Origin of the sequence: Pseudomonas sp. WP18, from assembly GCF_036689585.1 — a bacterium.
Taxonomy (GTDB): Bacteria; Pseudomonadota; Gammaproteobacteria; order Pseudomonadales; family Pseudomonadaceae; genus Aquipseudomonas; species Aquipseudomonas chlororaphis_E.
Genome location: NZ_CP144758.1, coordinates 1,856,128 through 1,875,098 on the forward strand (window position 1 = coordinate 1,856,128; position 18,971 = coordinate 1,875,098).

At 62.9% G+C, this 18,971-nt stretch carries 15 protein-coding genes; 6 read left to right on the plus strand and 9 right to left on the minus strand.

Features of this window, described 5'->3' with window-relative positions; translation table 11 throughout:
- Window positions 1-137: 137 nt before the first annotated feature.
- A complete protein-coding gene (locus tag V5F23_RS08220) occupies window positions 138-1,349 on the minus strand; it encodes a pyridoxal phosphate-dependent aminotransferase (protein WP_042730444.1) in 1,212 nt (403 codons plus the stop codon).
- Window positions 1,350-1,569: 220 nt separating this feature from the next.
- On the opposite strand from V5F23_RS08220, the gene msrB reads away from it, so the two are divergent.
- From msrB to V5F23_RS08235, 3 genes are all read left to right on the plus strand, one after another.
- Window positions 1,570-1,965 (plus strand): peptide-methionine (R)-S-oxide reductase MsrB, encoded by a 396-nt coding sequence (msrB, locus tag V5F23_RS08225; protein WP_042730443.1) that lies wholly within the window; start codon window positions 1,570-1,572, stop codon window positions 1,963-1,965.
- Between the two features lie 241 nt (window positions 1,966-2,206).
- On the plus strand, window positions 2,207-2,692 hold the full coding sequence (locus V5F23_RS08230) for a glutathione peroxidase (RefSeq protein ID WP_042730442.1): 486 nt from the start codon (window positions 2,207-2,209) through the stop codon (window positions 2,690-2,692).
- The gene (locus tag V5F23_RS08235) at window positions 2,689-3,150 is read left to right on the plus strand and encodes a MarR family transcriptional regulator (RefSeq protein WP_042730441.1); all 462 of its coding nucleotides are present in this window, start codon (window positions 2,689-2,691) and stop codon (window positions 3,148-3,150) included. The genes V5F23_RS08230 and V5F23_RS08235 overlap by 4 nt, the downstream gene beginning before the upstream one ends.
- Here V5F23_RS08235 and V5F23_RS08240 read toward each other — a convergent pair.
- On the minus strand, window positions 3,134-5,455 hold the full coding sequence (locus V5F23_RS08240; protein ID WP_042730440.1) for a response regulator: 2,322 nt from the start codon (window positions 5,453-5,455) through the stop codon (window positions 3,134-3,136). The two genes, V5F23_RS08235 and V5F23_RS08240, sit on opposite strands and share 17 nt — an antisense overlap.
- Before the next feature lie 163 nt (window positions 5,456-5,618).
- On the opposite strand from V5F23_RS08240, the gene V5F23_RS08245 reads away from it, so the two are divergent.
- Entirely contained in the window at window positions 5,619-6,509 is an 891-nt protein-coding gene (locus V5F23_RS08245) for an ATP-binding protein (RefSeq protein ID WP_042730439.1), read from the plus strand.
- Window positions 6,506-6,988 (plus strand): GAF domain-containing protein, encoded by a 483-nt coding sequence (locus V5F23_RS08250; RefSeq protein WP_042730438.1) that lies wholly within the window; start codon window positions 6,506-6,508, stop codon window positions 6,986-6,988. The genes V5F23_RS08245 and V5F23_RS08250 overlap by 4 nt, the downstream gene beginning before the upstream one ends.
- Window positions 6,989-7,098: 110 nt before the next feature.
- On the opposite strand, the gene V5F23_RS08255 is transcribed toward V5F23_RS08250, so the two are convergent.
- The 7 genes from V5F23_RS08255 to V5F23_RS08285 all read right to left on the minus strand — a co-directional run bounded on the left by V5F23_RS08255 (window position 7,099) and on the right by V5F23_RS08285 (window position 17,316).
- Complete coding sequence (locus tag V5F23_RS08255) at window positions 7,099-10,050, minus strand: HD domain-containing phosphohydrolase (RefSeq protein ID WP_338497972.1); 2,952 nt, start codon at window positions 10,048-10,050, stop codon at window positions 7,099-7,101.
- Between the two features lie 115 nt (window positions 10,051-10,165).
- Window positions 10,166-13,783 (minus strand): transporter substrate-binding domain-containing protein, encoded by a 3,618-nt coding sequence (locus V5F23_RS08260; RefSeq protein ID WP_338497973.1) that lies wholly within the window; start codon window positions 13,781-13,783, stop codon window positions 10,166-10,168.
- 10 nt (window positions 13,784-13,793) lie between these two features.
- A complete protein-coding gene (locus V5F23_RS08265; RefSeq protein ID WP_042730435.1) occupies window positions 13,794-14,420 on the minus strand; it encodes a response regulator transcription factor in 627 nt (208 codons plus the stop codon).
- A gap of 429 nt (window positions 14,421-14,849) precedes the next feature.
- Entirely contained in the window at window positions 14,850-16,178 is a 1,329-nt protein-coding gene (locus tag V5F23_RS08270; protein ID WP_047737490.1) for a deoxyguanosinetriphosphate triphosphohydrolase, read from the minus strand.
- Between the two features lie 99 nt (window positions 16,179-16,277).
- The gene (locus V5F23_RS08275) at window positions 16,278-16,613 is read right to left on the minus strand and encodes a hypothetical protein (protein ID WP_042731699.1); all 336 of its coding nucleotides are present in this window, start codon (window positions 16,611-16,613) and stop codon (window positions 16,278-16,280) included.
- Complete coding sequence (locus tag V5F23_RS08280; protein WP_123578582.1) at window positions 16,610-17,002, minus strand: phage holin family protein; 393 nt, start codon at window positions 17,000-17,002, stop codon at window positions 16,610-16,612. The genes V5F23_RS08275 and V5F23_RS08280 overlap by 4 nt, the downstream gene beginning before the upstream one ends.
- The gene (locus tag V5F23_RS08285) at window positions 17,002-17,316 is read right to left on the minus strand and encodes a DUF883 family protein (RefSeq protein ID WP_042731698.1); all 315 of its coding nucleotides are present in this window, start codon (window positions 17,314-17,316) and stop codon (window positions 17,002-17,004) included. Before V5F23_RS08285 ends, V5F23_RS08280 begins: the two co-directional genes overlap by 1 nt.
- A 339-nt stretch (window positions 17,317-17,655) precedes the next feature.
- On the opposite strand from V5F23_RS08285, the gene V5F23_RS08290 reads away from it, so the two are divergent.
- Complete coding sequence (locus V5F23_RS08290; protein ID WP_042731697.1) at window positions 17,656-18,864, plus strand: ammonium transporter; 1,209 nt, start codon at window positions 17,656-17,658, stop codon at window positions 18,862-18,864.
- Window positions 18,865-18,971 lie beyond the last annotated feature (107 nt).

Sequence of the window (18,971 nt, forward strand, 5' to 3'; positions counted from 1 at the left end):
AGCCCCCGTGAACGTTGAACGGGGGTGCGCGCCGGCCATCCAGCCTTGAGTGTAGAAGGCCAGTCGGCGTCATCGGAACGGATATGTTGCTGAATCAGACAGCGTGCGAGGCAAGGAGGCCTCGCACGCTGTCTGGCTTACTGGCGGTAGGACTTGAGGAAGTTGCCGATCCGGCCGATGGCCTGGTCGAGGTCATCGACCCGCGGCAGGGTCACGACACGGAAGTGATCCGGCCACGGCCAGTTGAAGGCCGTGCCCTGGACCACCAGCAGCTTTTCCGACAGCAGCAGGTCGAGGACGAACTTTTCGTCGTTGTGGATCGGGCAGACTTTCGGGTCGATCCGTGGGAAGGCATACAGCGCGCCCATCGGCTTGACGCAACTGACGCCGGGAATGTCGTTGAGCAGCTCCCAGGTACGATTGCGCTGTTCCAGCAACCGGCCCGGGGGCAATACCAGGTCGTTGATGCTCTGGTAGCCGCCCAGTGCCGTCTGGATTGCGTGCTGGCTCGGCACGTTGGCGCACAGGCGCATGTTGGCCAGCATGTCGATGCCTTCGATGTAGCTCTGGGCGTGATGCTTGGGACCGGAGATGGCGATCCAGCCGGAACGGAAGCCGGCGACCCGGTACGACTTGGACAGGCCGTTGAAGGTCAGGCACAGCAGGTCCGGTGCCAGGGACGCGGTGCACACGTGCACGGCATCGTCGTAGAGGATCTTGTCGTAGATTTCATCGGAGAACACCACCAGGTTGTGCTGGCGGGCCAGCTCCAGCATGCCCAGCAGCACTTCCCTGGAATACACGGCGCCGGTCGGGTTGTTCGGGTTGATGATCACCAGGGCCTTGGTGTTCGGTGTGATCTTGGCCTTGATGTCCGCAAGGTCAGGGAACCAGTTGGCCTGCTCGTCGCAGAGGTAATGCACCGGGTTGCCTCCGGAGAGGCTCACGGCGGCGGTCCACAGTGGGTAGTCCGGCGCTGGCACCAGCACTTCGTCGCCGTTGTTGAGCAGCGCCTGCATCGACATCACGATCAGCTCTGAGACGCCGTTGCCCAGGTAGATGTCTTCGATGCCGACACCTTCGACCTGCTTCTGCTGGTAGTACTGCATCACGGCCTTGCGGGCGCTGAACAGGCCCTTGGAATCGCTGTAGCCCTGGGCGGTCGGCAGGTTGCGGATGACGTCCTGGAGGATTTCATCGGGCGCTTCGAAACCAAAGGGCGCCGGGTTGCCGATGTTCAGCTTGAGGATGCGATGGCCTTCCTCTTCCAGGCGCTTGGCGTGCTTGAGCACCGGGCCGCGAATGTCGTAGCAGACGTTGGCGAGCTTGTTCGATTTGCTGACCTGCATGGCGATGTGTTCCTGAAAATGAACGATCCAGGCGGTGAGTGAACTACCGTACTGGGGATCCTGCGCCTGTGCCCAGGCCTGACGCGGTATGGGCGTCACAATCCGTTTGAATGCGCATGGCGTGACTGCCAGACTGGCGTCTGACGAGGCGCAATCATACGTGCCGCCCGATCCGCGGAAAAGCGTCGGATCGGGCTTTTTCAATTGCCGAGGTAGGACGATGGAAAAGTTGGAGAAAACCCTTGAAGAATGGCGTGCCATGCTCGACCCGGAGCAGTACAACGTCTGCCGGCTGAAAGGCACCGAGCGGCCGTTCTCCGGTAGATACAACGCCACCAAGACCGACGGCGTGTACCACTGCATCTGCTGCAACGAACCGTTGTTCGATTCGCAGACCAAATTCGATTCCGGCTGTGGCTGGCCGAGCTTCTATGTGCCGATAGAGGGAAGTGCGGTGGTGGAAGTGCGGGATATCAGCCACGGCATGATCCGCACCGAGGTCGTCTGTGCCAGATGCGACGCACACTTGGGCCATGTCTTCCCCGACGGCCCGCCGCCCACGGGCCTGCGCTATTGCATCAACTCGGTGTGCCTGGATCTCGTCCCCCGCGAATAGACGTGTGGCGAGGGGATTTATCCTCGCTGGGGCGTGAAGCGCCCCCAAGGCCTGAGCATGCGGTTTGTCAGACGGACCGAGGGGGACTGCTTCGCAGTCCAGCGGGGATAAATCCCCTCGCCACATGTCCGTTGTCGGCAACAGCCCAAGATGTTCCAGTGCTGTTTGCTGGTAATTAAATTGCACACAATTGAATTGCTCGCTATCTTGCACGCCAGTCCCATTCCTTTGGAGCCTTGCCATGAGCGACAACCTGCTGAGCATCCCGTGCACCACCCTCCAGGGTGAGCAAAAGACCCTGGCCGACTTCGCCGGCAAGGCCGTGCTGGTCGTCAACACCGCCAGCCAGTGCGGATTCACCCCACAGTACAAAGGGCTCGAGGCCCTGTGGCAGACCTACAAGGACCAGGGCCTGGTGGTGCTGGGCTTTCCCTGCAACCAGTTCGGCAAGCAGGAACCGGGTAACGAGGCGGCGATCAGCGAGTTCTGCGAGCTGAACTTTGGTGTGAGTTTCCCGCTGTTCAAGAAAATCGAGGTCAACGGGGCCAACGCCCATCCGTTGTTTGTCCAGCTCAAGCAACGGGCCCCCGGGGTGCTGGGGTCCAAGGGCATCAAGTGGAATTTCACCAAGTTCCTGATCGGCAAGGACGGCCAGGTGGTCAAGCGGTTCGCCCCGACCACCAAGCCCCAGGACCTGACTGGCGAGATCGAAGCACTGCTCAAATGAACCCGTTGCCAGCCGATGCGCTGAAGCTCGACAGCCAGTTGTGCTTCAAGCTGTACGCCGCCTCGCGGGCGGTGATCCGTGGCTACAAGCCGATGCTCGACCAGCTCGGCCTGACGTACCCGCAATACCTGGTGATGCTGGTGCTGTGGGAATGGCAGGAAACGGCGCCGGAACAACCCACCGTCAAGGCCCTGGGCGAGCGCTTGTCGCTGGACTCCGGCACGTTGACGCCGCTGCTCAAGCGCCTGGAGCAACTGGCGCTGGTCCAGCGCCAGCGTTCGCCTCGGGACGAGCGTGAGGTGCACCTGAGCCTGACACAGTCGGGGCGGGCCTTGCGAGAGCAGGTCGGGCCGCTCAAGGCCCGCCTGTTATGCGACAGCGGGATTGACCTGGACCGCCTCGGGGAACTGCGCGACGGTCTCGATCATTTATTGGGGCAGATCAGAGCGCTGACGTAGTGGGCACCCACTGGTCCAGGATCGCCGCCAGTTCTTCGCGGCGAAACGGCTTGGACAGGTAGTCGTTCATGCCCGCCGCGCGGCAGCGCTCGCGCTCCTCGGGCATGGCATTGGCCGTCAGCGCGACAATCGGCAACTGCGACCAGCGACCACTGCGCCGGATCTGCCGGCTGGCCTCGTAGCCATCCATCACCGGCATGTTGCAGTCCATCAGCACCAGGTCGAACACATGCTGTTCGAGCTGGTCCAGGGCTTCGATACCGTGGGCGGCAATGGTGACTTCGCAGCCCAGTTTCCCCAGCATGCCCTTGGCCACCAACTGGTTGACCGGATTGTCCTCCACCAGCAACACCCGGCCACGCCTGGAGGGCGCCAGGGTATCGATCCGGGCATCGTTGATGGTGGTTTCCTCGCTTTGCAGGGCTCGGCGCAGAATCTGGTACAGCGCATGACGCGCCAACGGCCGGGCCTGTTGCAACAGCGGGGCGAGGGCCGCGGCCTGTTCGCTGGGCATGAAGCTGCCGTAGGCGGTTACCAGCAGGATCGGGGCGTCGAAGGTCGGCCGCAGGTTGAACAGGCACTCCGGGCAGTCGGTGATCAGCACGTCGGGTTCGAGCCCCAGCAGTCCGTCATCCACGGAGCGCCGTAGATAGTCCAGGCCCCAGCCGGGCAACAGCATGCCCAGCAACTCGGCCAGCCCGCTGTTGCTGTCGGTGATGGCAACGACCTTGCCGCGCAGTGGTTCGACCGACGGCGCCGGGGTGTGGCAGGGCAGGGGCAGGTCGGCGCAGAACTGGCTGCCGAAGCCGGCCTCGGAGCTGATCGTCAACCGGCCCTGCATGGCTTCGCAGAGGTTGTAGGTCAGTGCCAGGCCCAGCCCGGTGCCACCGAACTGGCGGGTGATCCCGGCGCCGGCCTGGGTGAACGGTTGCAGGATCCTGGCCTGTGCTTCCTGGGGAATCCCGATGCCGGTGTCGCAGACCTCGATCCGCACCCCCCCTTCGTGCTGACTCAAGCGCACATCGACCCGGCCGAAGCGGGTGAATTTCAACGCGTTGGACAGCAGGTTGCTGACGATCTGGCGTACCCGCGTCGGGTCGCCCAGGACCTGGGCTGGAAACTGCGGGTCGATCAGGCAGGCCAGCTCGACGCTGGGGGCGGCATTCTGCGACAGCAGGTTGGCGGTGTCTTCGACCAGCGAGCCAAGGTCGAACGGGATGCGCTCGAGTTCCAACTGACCGGCGTCGAATTTCGACAGGTCGAGGATGTCGTTGAGCAGTTCCACCAGGACCTTGCCCGAGTCGTGGGCAATCGACAGCTGCTGCTGTTGTTCGGCCGTTAGCGGGCCGTCGAGGGACAGGGCGATCATCCCCAGCAGGCCGTTGAGCGGCGTGCGAATCTCGTGGCTCATGTTGGCGAGGAAGGCAGAGCGGGCCTCGGCCATGTCCAGCGCGGTACGCCGGGCCACTTCCAGCTCTTCGTTGGACTGGCTGAGGCGGGCGTTGATGGCCTTGAGTTCGGCAGTGCGCGCCGAGACGATGTTTTCCAGTTGCGCCAGGTATTCGGTGAGGCGGTTTTCGGCGGTGCGCCGCTGCTGGATTTCGGTGGAGATGTTCTCGAACTGTTGGTTGGCCACTGACACCAGCACGCCGATTTCGTCGTATTGGTGGCCGGCGGGGCATTCCAGGCGGCTCTGTTCGCTGCTGCCCGGGTCGCGACTGCTCAGCTCGCGGATGACCCGTACCAGGGGCTTGGTCAGCATCACGTAGAACAGCGCCAGCAGCAGGCCGGTCAGGATCAGGCTGCGGGCGAACCCGTTGAGCAGGGTGACTTCGGCCCGGCGCAGGAAGCGGCTGCCGAATGAGTAGGTGTCGACATCCAGGCGCAGCACGCCGAGGGACTCGCCAGGCAGATGGTCCAGGTAGAGACGGTCCTCGAACTGGCGCTGGGCGCCAAACAGGAAGTCGCTGATGAATCGATAGCTGCTTTGCAGTTCGGGTCGCTTGACGCTGGCCAGCACCGTCCTGTTGTTGTCCACCAGTTCGGCGCCGATGATGGCCGGTGAACGCAACAGGCCCTGGGACAGCTCCTGGGCCAGTTCCGCGTCGATGTTGTAGGCGATGCGCGAGGCCGGGTTGTGGCTGATTTCCAAAAGCGACAGGATTTCACGGTTGATCGAGGCGTCTTCGCTGGCATAATCGATGCCGATCTGCATCAGGCTCAACAAGGTGCCCAGCACGAAGCCCACCAGGACGGTCAGGCGGGCCTGTTTGTAGGACAGCCGCTGGGTGAATCTGATGTCCATTGAGTGATGAACCACTTACGTTTCCCTTCGCCGCTCAAGCATAGCTGATCATCGCTGAATTCCGGCGTGGCCGGTTTATGTTATTTGGGGTAGACCCGCCATTGGGTAAGGCGTTTCGTCGCTGCAGCGCCATCATTACCGTGAACCAGTCCGAGGAAAAGACGTGGACTCTCGATTGAATGCTTTTCTTGAACGCGCCGATGCGGTGCTGGCCCGGATCGAGCCCTTGTTGCCTGCGCCGCGCCCTGCCATCGATTGGACCCAGACCCTGGCCGCCCGCTGGCAACGGGATGGGCGCAGCGGTTTCCTGCTGCCGCTTCAGGTCAGCCTCGACATGCGCCTGTCGGACTTGATCGGCGTGGATCGCCAGGTCGAGCAACTGGGGCGCAACACCCGCCAGTTCATCGACGGCATGCCCGCCAACCACGCGCTGCTCTGGGGCTCGCGGGGCACCGGCAAATCGTCCCTGGTGCGTGCGCTGTTGGCCGAACATGCCCAGCACGGCTTGCGGTTGATCGAGATCGAGCGTGACCACCTGGCCGACCTGCCTCGGGTGGTCGAGCAGGTGGCGAAACTGCCGCAGCGTTTCGTGCTGTTCTGCGATGACCTGTCGTTCGAGTCCGGCGAAGGCGATTACCGCGTGCTCAAAAGCGTCCTGGACGGCTCCCTCGAACAGGCACCGGATAACGTGCTGTTGTACGCCACCTCCAACCGCCGTCACCTGGTGCCGGAAAAGGAGAGCGACAACGAGAACTGGAAGCGAGTCGATGGCGAGCTGCACCCCAGCGAAGCCGTCGAGGACAAGATCGCGTTGTCCGACCGCTTCGGCCTGTGGCTGTCGTTCTATCCATTTACCCAGGAGCACTTTCTCGACGTGGTGGAGCACTGGATCGGTGAGCTGGCGGCCAAGGCCGGGTTGACCTGGCAGCGCGACGAGGCGCTGGACGTGCAGGCGGTGCGCTGGGCCACCGGCCGCGGCAACCGCAACGGACGTTGCGCCTACCAGTTCGCCCGTTATTGGGTAGGGCTCAAACTCTTGGAGCACAAGGCATGATCGATTTGAAGAGCACCGGCCAGGGCCTCGACGGCTATGGTCTGTTATCGGCACAGCTGCAATCCCTGTTGGCCGATGAGCGTGATTTCATCGCCAACGCGGCACAGTTCTCGGCGTTCCTGTTCAGCCAGCTGGAGGACCTGAATTGGGCCGGTTTCTACCTCAATCGCAACGACGAGCTGGTCCTGGGGCCGTTCCAGGGCCAGATCGCCTGCGTGCGGATTCCCTTCGGCCGGGGCGTGTGCGGTGCGGCGGCGGCGACCCGACAGACCCAGCGGGTTGAAGATGTCCACCAGTTTCCCGGGCACATCGCCTGCGACAGCGCGTCGAACAGCGAGCTGGTGGTGCCTCTGGTCAAGGACGGGCGCCTGATTGGCGTGCTCGACCTGGACAGCCCGAAACTGGCGCGTTTTACCGAGCACGATCAGGCCGGCATCGAAGCGTTGGCGGCGATTTTCCTGCGCCTGACCGAGTGCTGAACGAGGCCAACCGGCTGGATCAAGGCTGGCCCGCCATCGCGCGGGCCCTGTCGGGTGCATGACCTTGCGATGGGCCGGCAGGTTTGCTCCAACACGGGGTGCGGTGCGATTCAGCATGGTCGTAATCCCGCTCGGGCCAGCAGGGCGTCCCGGTCGATCTCATCGATCTGCTGCGGGTCGAGAAACTGCTCGGCGTAGCGGGCGTAGATCTGTTCTTCGATGAACAAGCCGAACAACTGCGGATCGATATGGGCGTCGCGGCACATGGTGGCCATGATGCCCAGGGCTTCGCTCAGTTTCTTGGCCTTCTTGTAGGGCCGGTCGGCTGCCGTCAGCGCTTCGAAAATATCGGCGATTGCCATCATGCGGGCCGGCAGGCTCATTTCCTCGCGCTTGAGTCCCTTGGGGTAACCGCTGCCGTCCATCTTTTCATGATGGCCGCCGGCGATTTCCGCCACGTTGTCCAGGTGGCTGGGGAAGGGCAGTTGGCTGAGCATCAGGATCGTCTGCACCATGTGATGGTTGATGACGTAGCGCTCCTCACGGGTCAGCGTGCCGCGGGTGATGCTCAGGTTGTAGAGTTCACCGCGGTTGTACTTCCAGCGCGGCACGTCGAGCTTGAAGCCCCACGGGTTGTCCGCCGGGATCAGCTCGGCTTCGTGACGCTCGAACAGGTGCTCTGGCTTGTCCGCCAACAACGCTTCGGTGACGGGCAACGTCGGCGGGGGCGTGCGCGCCTGGCGGCGGTTTTCTTCCCAGGACACCCCCAGGCGGTCATCGAGCGTGCGCTGCCATGGGCGTTGGGCGATGTTTTGCAGGCGCTGCAGGTCGGCGTCGACCATGGCTTCGGAGCCCAGGTTGCAGCGGGCGACGAAGGCAAAGTCGTCATCGAGGCTGGCCAATGTCGCATCGCGTTGCTGCGCCAGTGAGGCCGGGTCGCCGCCCGCCGCCATCGCTTGCCAGTAGTCGACCCAGGCGTCTCGCTTGAGCACTTCGAAGCGCGTGCGAATCTCGTGGATCCGGTCGTTCAGGGTTTCCAGCTTGGTGGCCTTGTCGACGACGTATTCGGGGGTGGTGACCTTGCCGCAATCGTGCAGCCAGGCGGCGATGTGCAGCGCTTCCCATTCATCTTCCGTTGGCTGGTACGCCTCGAACGCCGACGCCTGGCTCGCCGCCGCGGCCTCGGCGATCATCAGGGTCAGCACCGGCACCCGCTGGCAATGGCCACCGGTGTAGGGGCTCTTGGCGTCGATCGCGCCGGCCAGCAACTGGATGAACGAATCCAGCAATTGCTTCTGTCGGGCTTGCAGGCGCTGGCCTTCGATGCTGACGGTGGCGGCCCCGGACACCGCCTGGAGAAACGCGATGCGGTCCGGTTGCAGCTTTTCCAGGTCGGCTTCGGTGCCGCTGTCGTTGATCAGCAACACCAGGACGCCGACGGTTTCCTGGTGGCGATTGCGCAAGCGGATGCCGATCAGGTGGGCCCGGGGAGCGTCCATCGCCCTCAGGACACCTTGCAGGTCGGCCGCCTGTTCGAAGCCCAGGGAGGTCACCAGATTGTCCGAGACAGCCAGTTGCTGGAGCCATTGCGGGCTGCGCTCGGCCTGCAGCTCGTAACTGTTGAGCTTGAACGCTGCCAGGTCCCGGGGGACACCTTCGATCACCAGCCCATACGGCTTGACCCGATTGTCATCGTTTTCGCGCAGGTAGATCAGCCCGGCCTGGGCCTGGCCGATGGCCACGGTCTCGAACAACACCCGCTCCAGCAGCGGCGCGAAGCGGGTCTCGGCGCGCAGGCTGGCGGTGATCTTGAAGAAGCTGGCCAGGGTCTCCTTCATGCGCGCCATCGACACGCTCAACTGGTCGACTTCCAGCACTGGTGAGCGCCGCGAGACCGGGTAATTGAAGTCGAAGCTGCGAATGGCATCGGCCTCTTGCACCAACGCGCGCAGCGGCTTGACCAGGATCCTCGACGTCAGCCAGCCCAGCGGCAGGCACAACAGCAGGGTGGCCAGGGTGATCAGCGCGCCTTGCCAACGCATGCGATAGGCCTCGTCGAGCAGTTCGTCCTCGGGCACCAGCAGCGCCAGTTCCAGGCCTTGCGGTCCGCCTTCCTGCATGTGGCTGTGCGATACGATCCAGCGCCGTCCGGCGGCCTCCAGGCGCGACGTGCCCGTGCTGTCGTCGAGGGTGGCGGCGATGGCCGGGTTGAGGTCGCGGGCCTTGACCAGGCGCGCGGATTGAGCGTCCGCCACCAGTCGGCTGCTGTCGGGATAGGCCACCGCGTTACCCTTGGGGTCGAGCAGGACGATCTCGGTGTCGGTGGTGACCTTGTGCTTGGCCAGGGTCTGTGACAGCGCCGCGAGTGTCAGGTCGGCGCCGATCACCGCTTGCTCGCCGCTGCGCCGGGCCAGGGTGGTGCCGATGGTGTGGGTGGAGAAGAACAGATAGGGCTCGGTGGTGATCTGCTCGGCGGAGCCTGCGGCGCTGCGAAACCAGCTTCGATTGCGCGGATCGAACGTCTCTTCAGCGATGTCCCGGTGATCGATGAGCGTCAGGTGTTCGTCGTAGAACAGCGACTGGGCGCGAACCGAGCCGTCGGACGTCGCTCGCTCCACGGTCCAGACCTGGTAGGCCGCGTCGGCCGGGGCGCCCACGGCGGTTTTCAGGGCCGCGCTGCGCAACGGCCGGACCATCAGGAAATCACCCAGGGCATCACCCAGGTACAACGAGGCCAGGTTCGGGTTGTCCCGCAGCGCCTGGCTGAAGGGCCCGAGCAAGGCCAGGCGTTGCTCCATCCGGGGTGAGCGCGTGGCCGGGTAATCGGCCAGCAGACCCAGCAGGTGGCGGATCGGTTCGTAGGTGTCGTACAAATCCAGGCGCACGTCCTGCTCGATCCGGTTGAACAGTTTTTCACTGCTGGAGAGGATGATTTGCGTGGTCTGCCGATAGTTGAAAATGCCCAGTACCACGCCGGTCAGCAGCAGAAGCAGGGTGAACATCACGCTGATATGGACGTGCAGGGGGAACCGGCGTTTTTCCGTACGCGGTGCGCTGGGCATTGCAGTCACTCCAAGTGTAAGGGGCGTTCTCAAAGGGTGTTTCCGCGTGGAGGGGACGCTGATCGAGAACACCCCTGGTACGCACTGCTCAGGCAACAGCATAGTAAACGCTGGGTTATCGTGCCTTGGCGAGTGCTGTTTGGAGGGCAACCCCGACGTCGATCATGGCCTGGTCGAGGGCTTCGACGCATTCGCTGATCCGCTGCGGTGCCGAGGCGGGCTGACAGGCCTGTTCCAGTGCCTCGCAACGCTGGATCAACGACGTCGCCTGCATGATCCGGGCGACCCCCTTGATCTTGTGCGCCGTCTCGCTCAAGGCCTGGCGCTCGCCGCTCCGGGCCACGTCGAGCAGCTCCTGGCGATCCAGGCGATTGCTGTTGAGCATCTCGCTCAGCAGGCGGTGGGTGGACGAGGGATCGCCGCCGGTCAGTGCTTGCAGGCCTTGCAGGCTGAAAACCCGGGCCTGCCGGCTGGGTTTGACGGCCTTGATCCACTGGCTCAGGGCGCTCAGGCTGATGGGCTTGAACAGGCAGTCGTCCATTCCAGCGTCCTGGCACCGTTGTTTTTCTTCCGGCTGCGCATTGGCGGTGAACCCCAGGATGGTGCAGGGAGGGCGTTGCTGCTCGGACTCCTCGCGGCGAATCGAACGCGCCAGTTCATAGCCGCTCATGATGGGCATGTTGCAGTCGGCGATGACCAGGTCGAAATGCCCTTGCTGCCAGACCTCGAACCCATGGGCGCCATCATGGGCAACCTGATAGGGGTAGCCGAGGTACTCCAGTTGCTGTGACATCAGCAGGCGGTTGGCCGGGTGATCGTCCACCACCAGGACGTTCAGCACGCCTGCCGCCGTTTCGATGACCGGCTCGGCGGCCACGCCGGCCGGCGCCGCTGGCAAGACGTTCAGCCGCAGCCGGACCTGGACCTGGGTGCCAAGGCCGGGCTGGCTGTTCATGTGCAGGTTGCCCCCCATCATCTGGCACAGGTTGCGACTGATCACCAGCCCCAGTCCGGCGCCCTTGCGCGCCATCCGGCCATTGTTATCGACCTGGGCAAAGGGTTCGAAGAGGCGCTTGAGGTCTGCCGGGCCGATGCCGATGCCGCTGTCGTTGACCTCAAGGTGCAAGTGCAGGACGTCGTCCTGGTCGGTGGGTGACAACCGGACCTTGACCAGCACCCGGCCCTGTTCAGTGAACTTGAGGGCGTTGCTGATCAGGTTCGAGAGCACTTGTTTGAAGCGCAACGGGTCGATCGACACGTCCGGGTTGCCTTCGGCGGCGTCGAACTGCAGCGACAACGCCAGGTTTTTCTGCCTCGCCACGCCTTCGAATACCCGGATCACCGATTGCAGCATGGCCCGCAGGTTGACGCGCTCGGGTGCCAGGCTCAGGTGGCCCGATTCGATCCGGGCGATGTCCAGGATGTCGCCGATCAGCTCCAGCATGCCGGCGGCCGATTCGTAGGCCACGGCGATGGTCGAACGGTCCACATGACCCTTGTCGGTCTGTTTCAGGGCCAGTTCAAGCATGCCGATCACCGCGTTCATGGGCGTGCGGATCTCATGGCTCATGGTCGCCAGGAAGGTGCTCTTGGCGCGGTTCGCGTCTTCGGCCTGCTTCTTGGACGCCCGCAGCTCTTCGAAAAGCTGGCGTCGCTCACTGATGTCGATCCACCCGCCGATGATGCCCTGCACCTGCGCGGCCGAGTTCCGGTAGGGGAGGATCCAGTGATAGATGGTCAGTTCCCTGTCCCCGATGTGCAGGGGGCGATCGACGATCAGCGGGGTGCCTTCGGCCATCACCCGTTGATAGTCGGCCTGGTACTCCTGCGCCTCGAAGGCATTGCTCATGGCCCCCGGCATCACGTTCTTGCCAATGACGTCTTCGCGCCTGGCGTCGAACGTTTGCAGGTAACTGTCGTTGCAGCTTTGCAGGCAGCCGTTGCGGTCCCTCACGTAGATCGGGTGCGGCGTGCCGTTGAGCAGTGCGTGCATGAATTCCAACTGGTCGTTGAGGGCGAGCTCGGCCCGTTGGCGTTGCCGGATCTGGCGCTGCATGTAGGCGTTCCAGGCCAGCGACAGCAGCAACAGCAGGCCGACGCCTGCGACGATCTGGAAGAACAGGCGGTTATAGGTGCGCCAGGTATGTTGCGACGCCGAGACGTAGCCGCGCCAACGGTTGTTGATCACCCCCAGTTGATCGGGGTCGATGCTGGTCAGGGCCTTGTCGAGGATGGAATTGAGTTCGGTGGCATTTTTGGCGCTGGCGAGGGCGAACAGGGCCGGCTGGGTGCCGACGGTGCTGTTGATCTGCAATGTGTCGCGCCAGGAGTGGGACGAGATGAAGTAGTTAGCCATGACCAACGAGCTGACCCCGCCGTCGACCTGGCCCTGGGCGAGCATCTCCATGGCCCCCAGGGTGCCGTCTGCCTCGACGATCCTGATGTCCGCAAAGTGCTGGCGCAGCCATTCGATCAGTGGGTTGCCCTTGGCGATGGCCAGGCTCCGACTGCCGAACTGGTCGAGCGTCGCCGGGGTGCCGGACTGTTTACGGGTCAGAAGGACGAACGAACTGTCGAGGTAAGGTCGGCTGAACTTCAATTTCTGCTGCCGTTCGCTACTGGGCAGGAATGCGGCGATCAGGTCGGCCTGGTCTTCCTGGATCGCGGCGATCATCTCGCTGTCGCTCTGGCGACGCTGGATATCCAGGCGCAGGCCGGTGCGCAGGCGGATCAACTCCAGCAGGTCGGCGCTGATCCCACGCAAGGCGCCGTCCGAATCGAAGAAGGTGAAGGGCGCGGAATGTTCATTCACCACCACCCGCACCACCGGATGCGCCGCCAGCCAGCGTTGTTCGCGGTCGGTCAGTTGGATCCGGTGATCGGCGAGGTACATGTCGCTGCCGGCACTCCAGCGCTTGGCGATGCTGGTGTGTTCGGCGAGGGGAATCTGGTTCAGCGTGGCATTGATGATCTCCAACAGGCGGGTGTCGCTGCGGCGCACCGCGAACCCGAAGCCAAAGGCCTCATGCTTGCCGAAGCTGGCCATGCGGATGTTGCTCAGGTAGCCCTTGCTGATCATGTAATGGGTGGACAGGGTGTCGCCGAGGAAGACGTCGGCCTGGCCAAAGGCAACGGCGTTGATTGCGTTCTGGTAGGAGGGGTAGGTGGTCAGGTGGGCCTTGGGGTACAGGTGCTCGATTTCCTCCAGGGGCAGGTAGTGGTAGACCATGCTCAGGCGCAGGCCTTCGAGGCCTTCGGCCAGGGAACGGCTTTCATTGGCGCGAGTGACGAGCACCGGCTGGTCCACGGCATAGGGCGTCGACAGCAGGATGTCGGGCTGGCGGGCTTCAAAGCCATTGGCGGTGCCCAGCAGGTCGATCTGCCCGGCCTTGAGCGCTGCCACGGCGGCGTCGCGGGATTCGAAACGCAGGACCTTCATGGGCAGGCCGGTTGCCTGGGCGAGGAGGCCGGCATAGTCGGCGGTCATGCCTTCGTAGTCGTGGCCGCTGGTGGAAAGGTCGAAGGGGGGATAGTCGGGCGCGGACGTGCCCAGGACCCATTCACGCCGACCCTGCAGCCAGGCCTTCTGGGCGTCGTCGAGCTGGATCGACGCAGCCGCCGTCGAGCGGCCCAGCAGCGTCAGGTGCTCGGGCATGGCTGGCGCCGCCGCGAGGACACTTGCATATAACCCTGCACTCACTAGCAGCAGGCATTCCTTTATGCGTCTGAGCATCCTGTTCTTCTCACACAAGTGCGTTGCGTTTCGCCATTTCGATCAGTTCTACGAGGGACTTGACCTTGAGTTTCTGCATCAGTCTTTTTTTGTAGGTACTGACGGTTTTATTGCTCAGAAACATGCCCTTGGCGATTTCCTTGTTAGTGCGGCCCTGGGCAAAAAGTTGCAGGACCATCAACTCCCTGTCGTTGACGCTCTTGAAAAGATCCAGCTCTATACTGCGCGGATCATCCGGGCGTATCGGGTTCAAGGCCTGGCTCGGAAAGTAGTTGTAGCCAGACAGTACGGCCTTGATGGCACTGACCAGTTCGCTGAGGTCTTCCTGCTTGCACACATAGCCGGAAGCGCCCGATTGCATGCAGCGGATGCCGAACAGGGTCGGCGACTGGGCCGTGAGCACCAATGTCTTGAGGGGCGTGGTCATGGCGTTGAAGCGCGAGAGGATTTCCAGCCCGTCAAGTTTTGGAATGCTGATGTCCAGGATCACCAGGTCTGGCATGCATTCGCGCACCATTTGCATCGCATCGACGCCGTTGTCAGTTTCCCCCACGACCTTATAGCCCTCATGCTCCAGGAGCATGCGAACGGCGAGGCGGATGACCGGATGATCGTCGACAATGAAAACGGAGTTCATGAATAAAATACCCTGCGAGCTTAATAAAGCGCGCACCTTAGCCCAGTTACAGCCAGGGTCGTACGAAGAGACGGGCACCCAACTTCAATTTCAGAAGTTTCCTACAAAAAAAGAGGCAAGATATTACGATGTAATCGGTTTTTTAGTAGGTGGGTCAAACAGGGCGGAGAAATAAAGGCTTTTTTGTGAAGAGGTGTTTCTTTTCGCGGGATGTTTATGCAAACAAGTGGCGTGCAGGGCTTATTGAATGTTGCTGACAGGTTTTCCGTGTTTTCGCCTGTGAAACTTGCATGAATCCCTTGTGAAAGCGGGCTTGCTCGCGAAGGCGCAGGTCATTCGATACCGTCGCAATTTGACCCACCGCTTTCGCGAGCAAGCCCGCTCCCACAGGGTTGGGCCAGGCCCATCAAACCGTCGTTCCCACACCTTTTATTGACGCGTGCGGCCTGTCATCTCCTGGGCCATGTCGCTGGCGTAGCTGTCCGTCATCCCGGCGATGAAGTCGATCATGCGCAGGAATGCCGCGTGCAGTGGGCCATTCGGGTCGGGGGCGTTGTTGCCCAGCAGGTCGAGGATGCGGCGGTTCTTGAAGGAAGGCGTGCGGCCGCCATGCTGTTCGAGTGCGGCGCCGCAGAACCCGTTGAGCAGGATCTCCAACGTGGTATACGCGCCGATCTCATGCAGGGTCTTGCGCTTGTCCTGGAAAATTTTCTTGCGGGCCATGTCCTTGGCATTCAGCACGCAGCGCTTGGCCGGGCCGTGCATGTGCTCCACCAGGTCCCCCGGCAGCGTGCCGGCCAGCAACGCCTCCTGCTGTTCGACGAATGCCCGGGCGGCGGCGTTGGTCAGGTGCTCGATGGCCTTGCCCCGCAGGATCGCCAGTTTGCGCCGCCGGGAATCCTGCGGGCCCAACTGGCGGTAGGTGTCCGGAAGGTCGTCCCCCACCAGGTCCAGGAGCAGCGATTCCACCTGTGGGTATTCCAGCAGATCCATTTCCACGCCGTCTTCCAGGTCGATCAACGCGTAGCAGATGTCATCGGCGGCCTCCATCAGGTACACCAGCGGATGCCGGGCCCAGCGCTGGTCCTCGATCTGCGGCAGGCCGAGTTTGTTGGCGATCTGCTCCAGCAGCGGCAGTTCGCTCTGGTAGCAGCCGAACTTGTGCTTCTTGTAGCCCAGGGAGTCGGCGTGGCGAGCGGTCCAGGGGTACTTCAGATAGGTGCCTAGGGTGGCGTAGGTCAACCGCGTACCACCGTCGAACTGATGGTATTCAAGCTGGGTAAGCACGCGAAAGCCCTGGGCATTGCCTTCGAAATTCAGGAAATCGCCGCGCTCGGCTTCGCTCATGGCATCCAGCCAACCTCGCCCGGCGGCCTGCTGGAACCAATAGCGGATGGCATCCTCGCCCGAGTGACCGAACGGTGGGTTACCGATGTCGTGGGCCAGGCAGGCCGATTGCACGACCATGCCCAGGTCGCTCGGCTCACACCAGTCGGGCAGGGCGCTGCGGATGGTTTCGCCCACGCGCATGCCCAGGGAGCGCCCCACGCAACTGACTTCCAGCGAGTGGGTCAGGCGCGTGTGGATGTGGTCGTTGCTGGACACCGGATGCACCTGGGTCTTGCGCCCCAGGCGGCGGAAGGCGCCGGAAAAGATGATCCGGTCGTGGTCCTTGTGGAAGGGGCTGCGGCCCAGCTCTTGCGGGCTGTGAAGGGGTTTTCCGAGGCGTTCGCGTGTCAGCAGGGTGTGCCAATCCAAGGCCGGTTGCTCCGTTTGATAGGGTCGATGCCCTAGCTTCCCGGTTCGTGAGGCATGGTGCAAGGGCAAGTCGATTTACCTGCCCTTGTCACCGTTGCCTCAGGGTTTGCGCGCGCTCTTGGCCAATTTGATCAACGGCAGCAGCGTCGTGGCCAGCCGGACCAAACCGGTGAGGCCGCCGGTACGCCCGGCGCGGGTGCGCCTGCCGGTGAAAAAGCCGAGCAGCGACACCGCCGCCACGCCCCACAATGGCGCGTGCTTGATGCCGAAGCCTTCGTGCCAGCTCTGCGACAGGCCGCGTACCCGTCGCAGGGGGAGCAGCAACTGGCGTGTTTCCTGGCGGATCTCCTGGCGATGCATCTCCATGCGCAGGCGCACCAGCGCCTTGCGCATTTCCTGGCGGGTCTGGGCTTGAGGGATATCAGGCAGGCTCATGGCAGCAGGCGCTCCCGATCGTTGGCCAATTCTTCAAGGGTGGCATGGAAGGGCGACGATTCGTCATAGATCGCTGCTCGCAACCGAAGGCCACAGAACAGCGCCGCCAACAGGTAGAACAGGCACAGGCCGATGATGCCCGCCAGGCGATAGGTATCCCACACCAGGATCAGCACCAGGGCCGAGAGCCCTACCAGCAGGAGCAAGGCGAACACCAGGGCAAGGCCCGCGAACAACAGCAGGCTGACGGTGCGCGCTTTCTGCTCCTGCAATTCGATGCCGAACAATTCGACATGGCTGTGCAGCAAACCCAGGAAGGCTGCGCTCAGGCGACGTGCCGTGGGGGCGGTGCCCGCTTCGGGCGAGCCGGATTCGTCGAGGCCGATCATCAGCGTCTGGTCGCCAGCAGGCCGATCAGAAAGCCCACGCCCGCCGCGATGCCGACGGATTGCCAAGGGTTGGCCTGGACATATTCCTCGGTGGCGTCCACGGCCGCCTGGCCACGTTCGCGCATGGAATCTTCGGTCAGCTTGAGCGTTTCACGGGCGCGCAAAAGCGTTTCCTGGATCTGGCTGCGCAGCACGTCCGCCTGGTCACCCGCCAGCGTTGCGGTGTGGTCCAGCAAGCGTTCCGTGTCGTTGACCAGCGTCTGAAAATCTTCCTTCAGGATTTCTTGAGCAGTCTGTGCCTGGGTTCTGGCCATGGGGTGAATCTCCGTAAGTGACGTCTGAAGCGTTCGAGTATGAGCCTTGCCGGAAGGTTCAGTGAAAGTGACTGGTACAACTTTTGCTCTGGCTTTTGCCATGTACTGGTGCGTCAGCCCGCGCTGGTGCGCTGAAGCTGGGCGCGAGCCCGAAAACCTTAACCCAAATAATCAAAACCCGCGAAGCGCCTTGAAGCGGGACTGCGTTTCAGCCGTTTCGATGCACCAAAGCGGTTCGCCCGGCTGGCCAAAGCCGGCGACGCGTTTCAACTTGGTGCGTTGTCGGCGCGAGCGAACCGGTTTGGTGCTTTTCTCCACTTTTTCAGGTCTGCCATCACCATGGAAAATATGCAAAGTGCCGTGGACAGTCTGGTCCACAGCTCCAACACACTGTTCATCCTGCTGGGTGCGGTCATGGTCCTGGCCATGCATGCCGGTTTTGCGTTCCTGGAAGTGGGAACGGTCCGGCAAAAGAACCAGGTCAATGCGCTGTCGAAGATTCTCAGCGACTTCGCTGTTTCGACCCTGGCCTATTTCTTCATCGGCTATTGGATTTCCTATGGCGTGACCTTCATGCAACCGGCGGCGGTGCTCAGCACCGACCATGGCTACAGCCTGGTGAAGTTCTTTTTCCTGCTGACGTTCGCCGCCGCCATCCCGGCGATCATTTCCGGCGGTATTGCCGAACGTGCCCGGTTCGCTCCGCAGTTGTGCGCCACGGTGCTGATCGTGGCGTTCGTCTACCCGTTCTTCGAAGGCCTGGTCTGGAACGGCAACTTTGGTGTGCAGGCCTGGCTGCAAGCCCGCTTCGGTGCTGGTTTCCACGACTTTGCCGGCTCCGTGGTGGTGCATGCCATGGGCGGCTGGCTGGCACTGGCCGCGGTACTCCTGCTCGGGCCGCGCAATGGCCGCTACCGGGACGGTCGACTGGTGGCGTTCGCGCCGTCGAGCATTCCGTTCCTGGCCCTGGGGTCGTGGATCCTGATTGTCGGCTGGTTCGGCTTCAACGTGATGAGTGCTCAGACCCTGCCGGGGGTGAGCGGGTTGGTGGCGGTCAACTCGTTGATGGCGATGGTCGGCGGTACCGTGGCGGCATTGCTCGTGGGGCGCAATGACCCCGGCTTCCTGCATAACGGCCCGCTCGCCGGCCTGGTGGCGGTCTGCGCCGGTTCCGACCTGATGCACCCGGTAGGTGCGCTGGCCACCGGCGCCATCGCCGGTGCGTTGTTTGTCTGGTGCTTCACCGCCGCCCAAGGCAAATGGAAGATCGATGATGTGCTCGGGGTCTGGCCACTGCATGGGCTGTGCGGTGTCTGGGGCGGCATTGCTTGCGGCATTTTTGGCCAAGGCGCGTTCGGCGGCCTGGGCGGCGTGAGCCTGGCCAGCCAACTGATCGGCACGGCGCTGGGCGTCGGCATTGCCCTGGCCGGCGGCTTTGCGGTGTATGGCGTCATCAAGGGGCTGCTGGGGCTGCGCCTGAGCCAGGAAGAAGAGTATTACGGCGCCGATTTGTCGATTCACAAGATCGGCGCCATCAGCCAGGACTGACCGATGCACTAGGCTCTGTCTGAAAAGCCTTGATACTCGTTCATGCTGCGTTGAAAACCGGCTCGGAATGCTCATTTACTCCAGTAAAGTCGAGCGCGACCCCGGCC

Excerpts from the sequence above, each read along its gene's own strand:
- V5F23_RS08220 (WP_042730444.1), bottom strand. The coding sequence starts at position 1,349 with ATGCAGGTCAGCAAATCGAACAAGCTCGCCAACGTCTGCTACGACATT.
- msrB (WP_042730443.1), top strand. The coding sequence starts at position 1,570 with ATGGAAAAGTTGGAGAAAACCCTTGAAGAATGGCGTGCCATGCTCGAC.
- V5F23_RS08230 (WP_042730442.1), top strand. The coding sequence starts at position 2,207 with ATGAGCGACAACCTGCTGAGCATCCCGTGCACCACCCTCCAGGGTGAG.
- V5F23_RS08235 (WP_042730441.1), top strand. The coding sequence starts at position 2,689 with ATGAACCCGTTGCCAGCCGATGCGCTGAAGCTCGACAGCCAGTTGTGC.
- V5F23_RS08240 (WP_042730440.1), bottom strand. The coding sequence starts at position 5,455 with ATGGACATCAGATTCACCCAGCGGCTGTCCTACAAACAGGCCCGCCTG.
- V5F23_RS08250 (WP_042730438.1), top strand. The coding sequence starts at position 6,506 with ATGATCGATTTGAAGAGCACCGGCCAGGGCCTCGACGGCTATGGTCTG.
- V5F23_RS08255 (WP_338497972.1), bottom strand. The coding sequence starts at position 10,050 with ATGCCCAGCGCACCGCGTACGGAAAAACGCCGGTTCCCCCTGCACGTC.
- V5F23_RS08260 (WP_338497973.1), bottom strand. The coding sequence starts at position 13,783 with ATGCTCAGACGCATAAAGGAATGCCTGCTGCTAGTGAGTGCAGGGTTA.
- V5F23_RS08265 (WP_042730435.1), bottom strand. The coding sequence starts at position 14,420 with ATGAACTCCGTTTTCATTGTCGACGATCATCCGGTCATCCGCCTCGCC.
- V5F23_RS08275 (WP_042731699.1), bottom strand. The coding sequence starts at position 16,613 with ATGAGCCTGCCTGATATCCCTCAAGCCCAGACCCGCCAGGAAATGCGC.
- V5F23_RS08280 (WP_123578582.1), bottom strand. The coding sequence starts at position 17,002 with ATGATCGGCCTCGACGAATCCGGCTCGCCCGAAGCGGGCACCGCCCCC.
- V5F23_RS08285 (WP_042731698.1), bottom strand. The coding sequence starts at position 17,316 with ATGGCCAGAACCCAGGCACAGACTGCTCAAGAAATCCTGAAGGAAGAT.
- V5F23_RS08290 (WP_042731697.1), top strand. The coding sequence starts at position 17,656 with ATGGAAAATATGCAAAGTGCCGTGGACAGTCTGGTCCACAGCTCCAAC.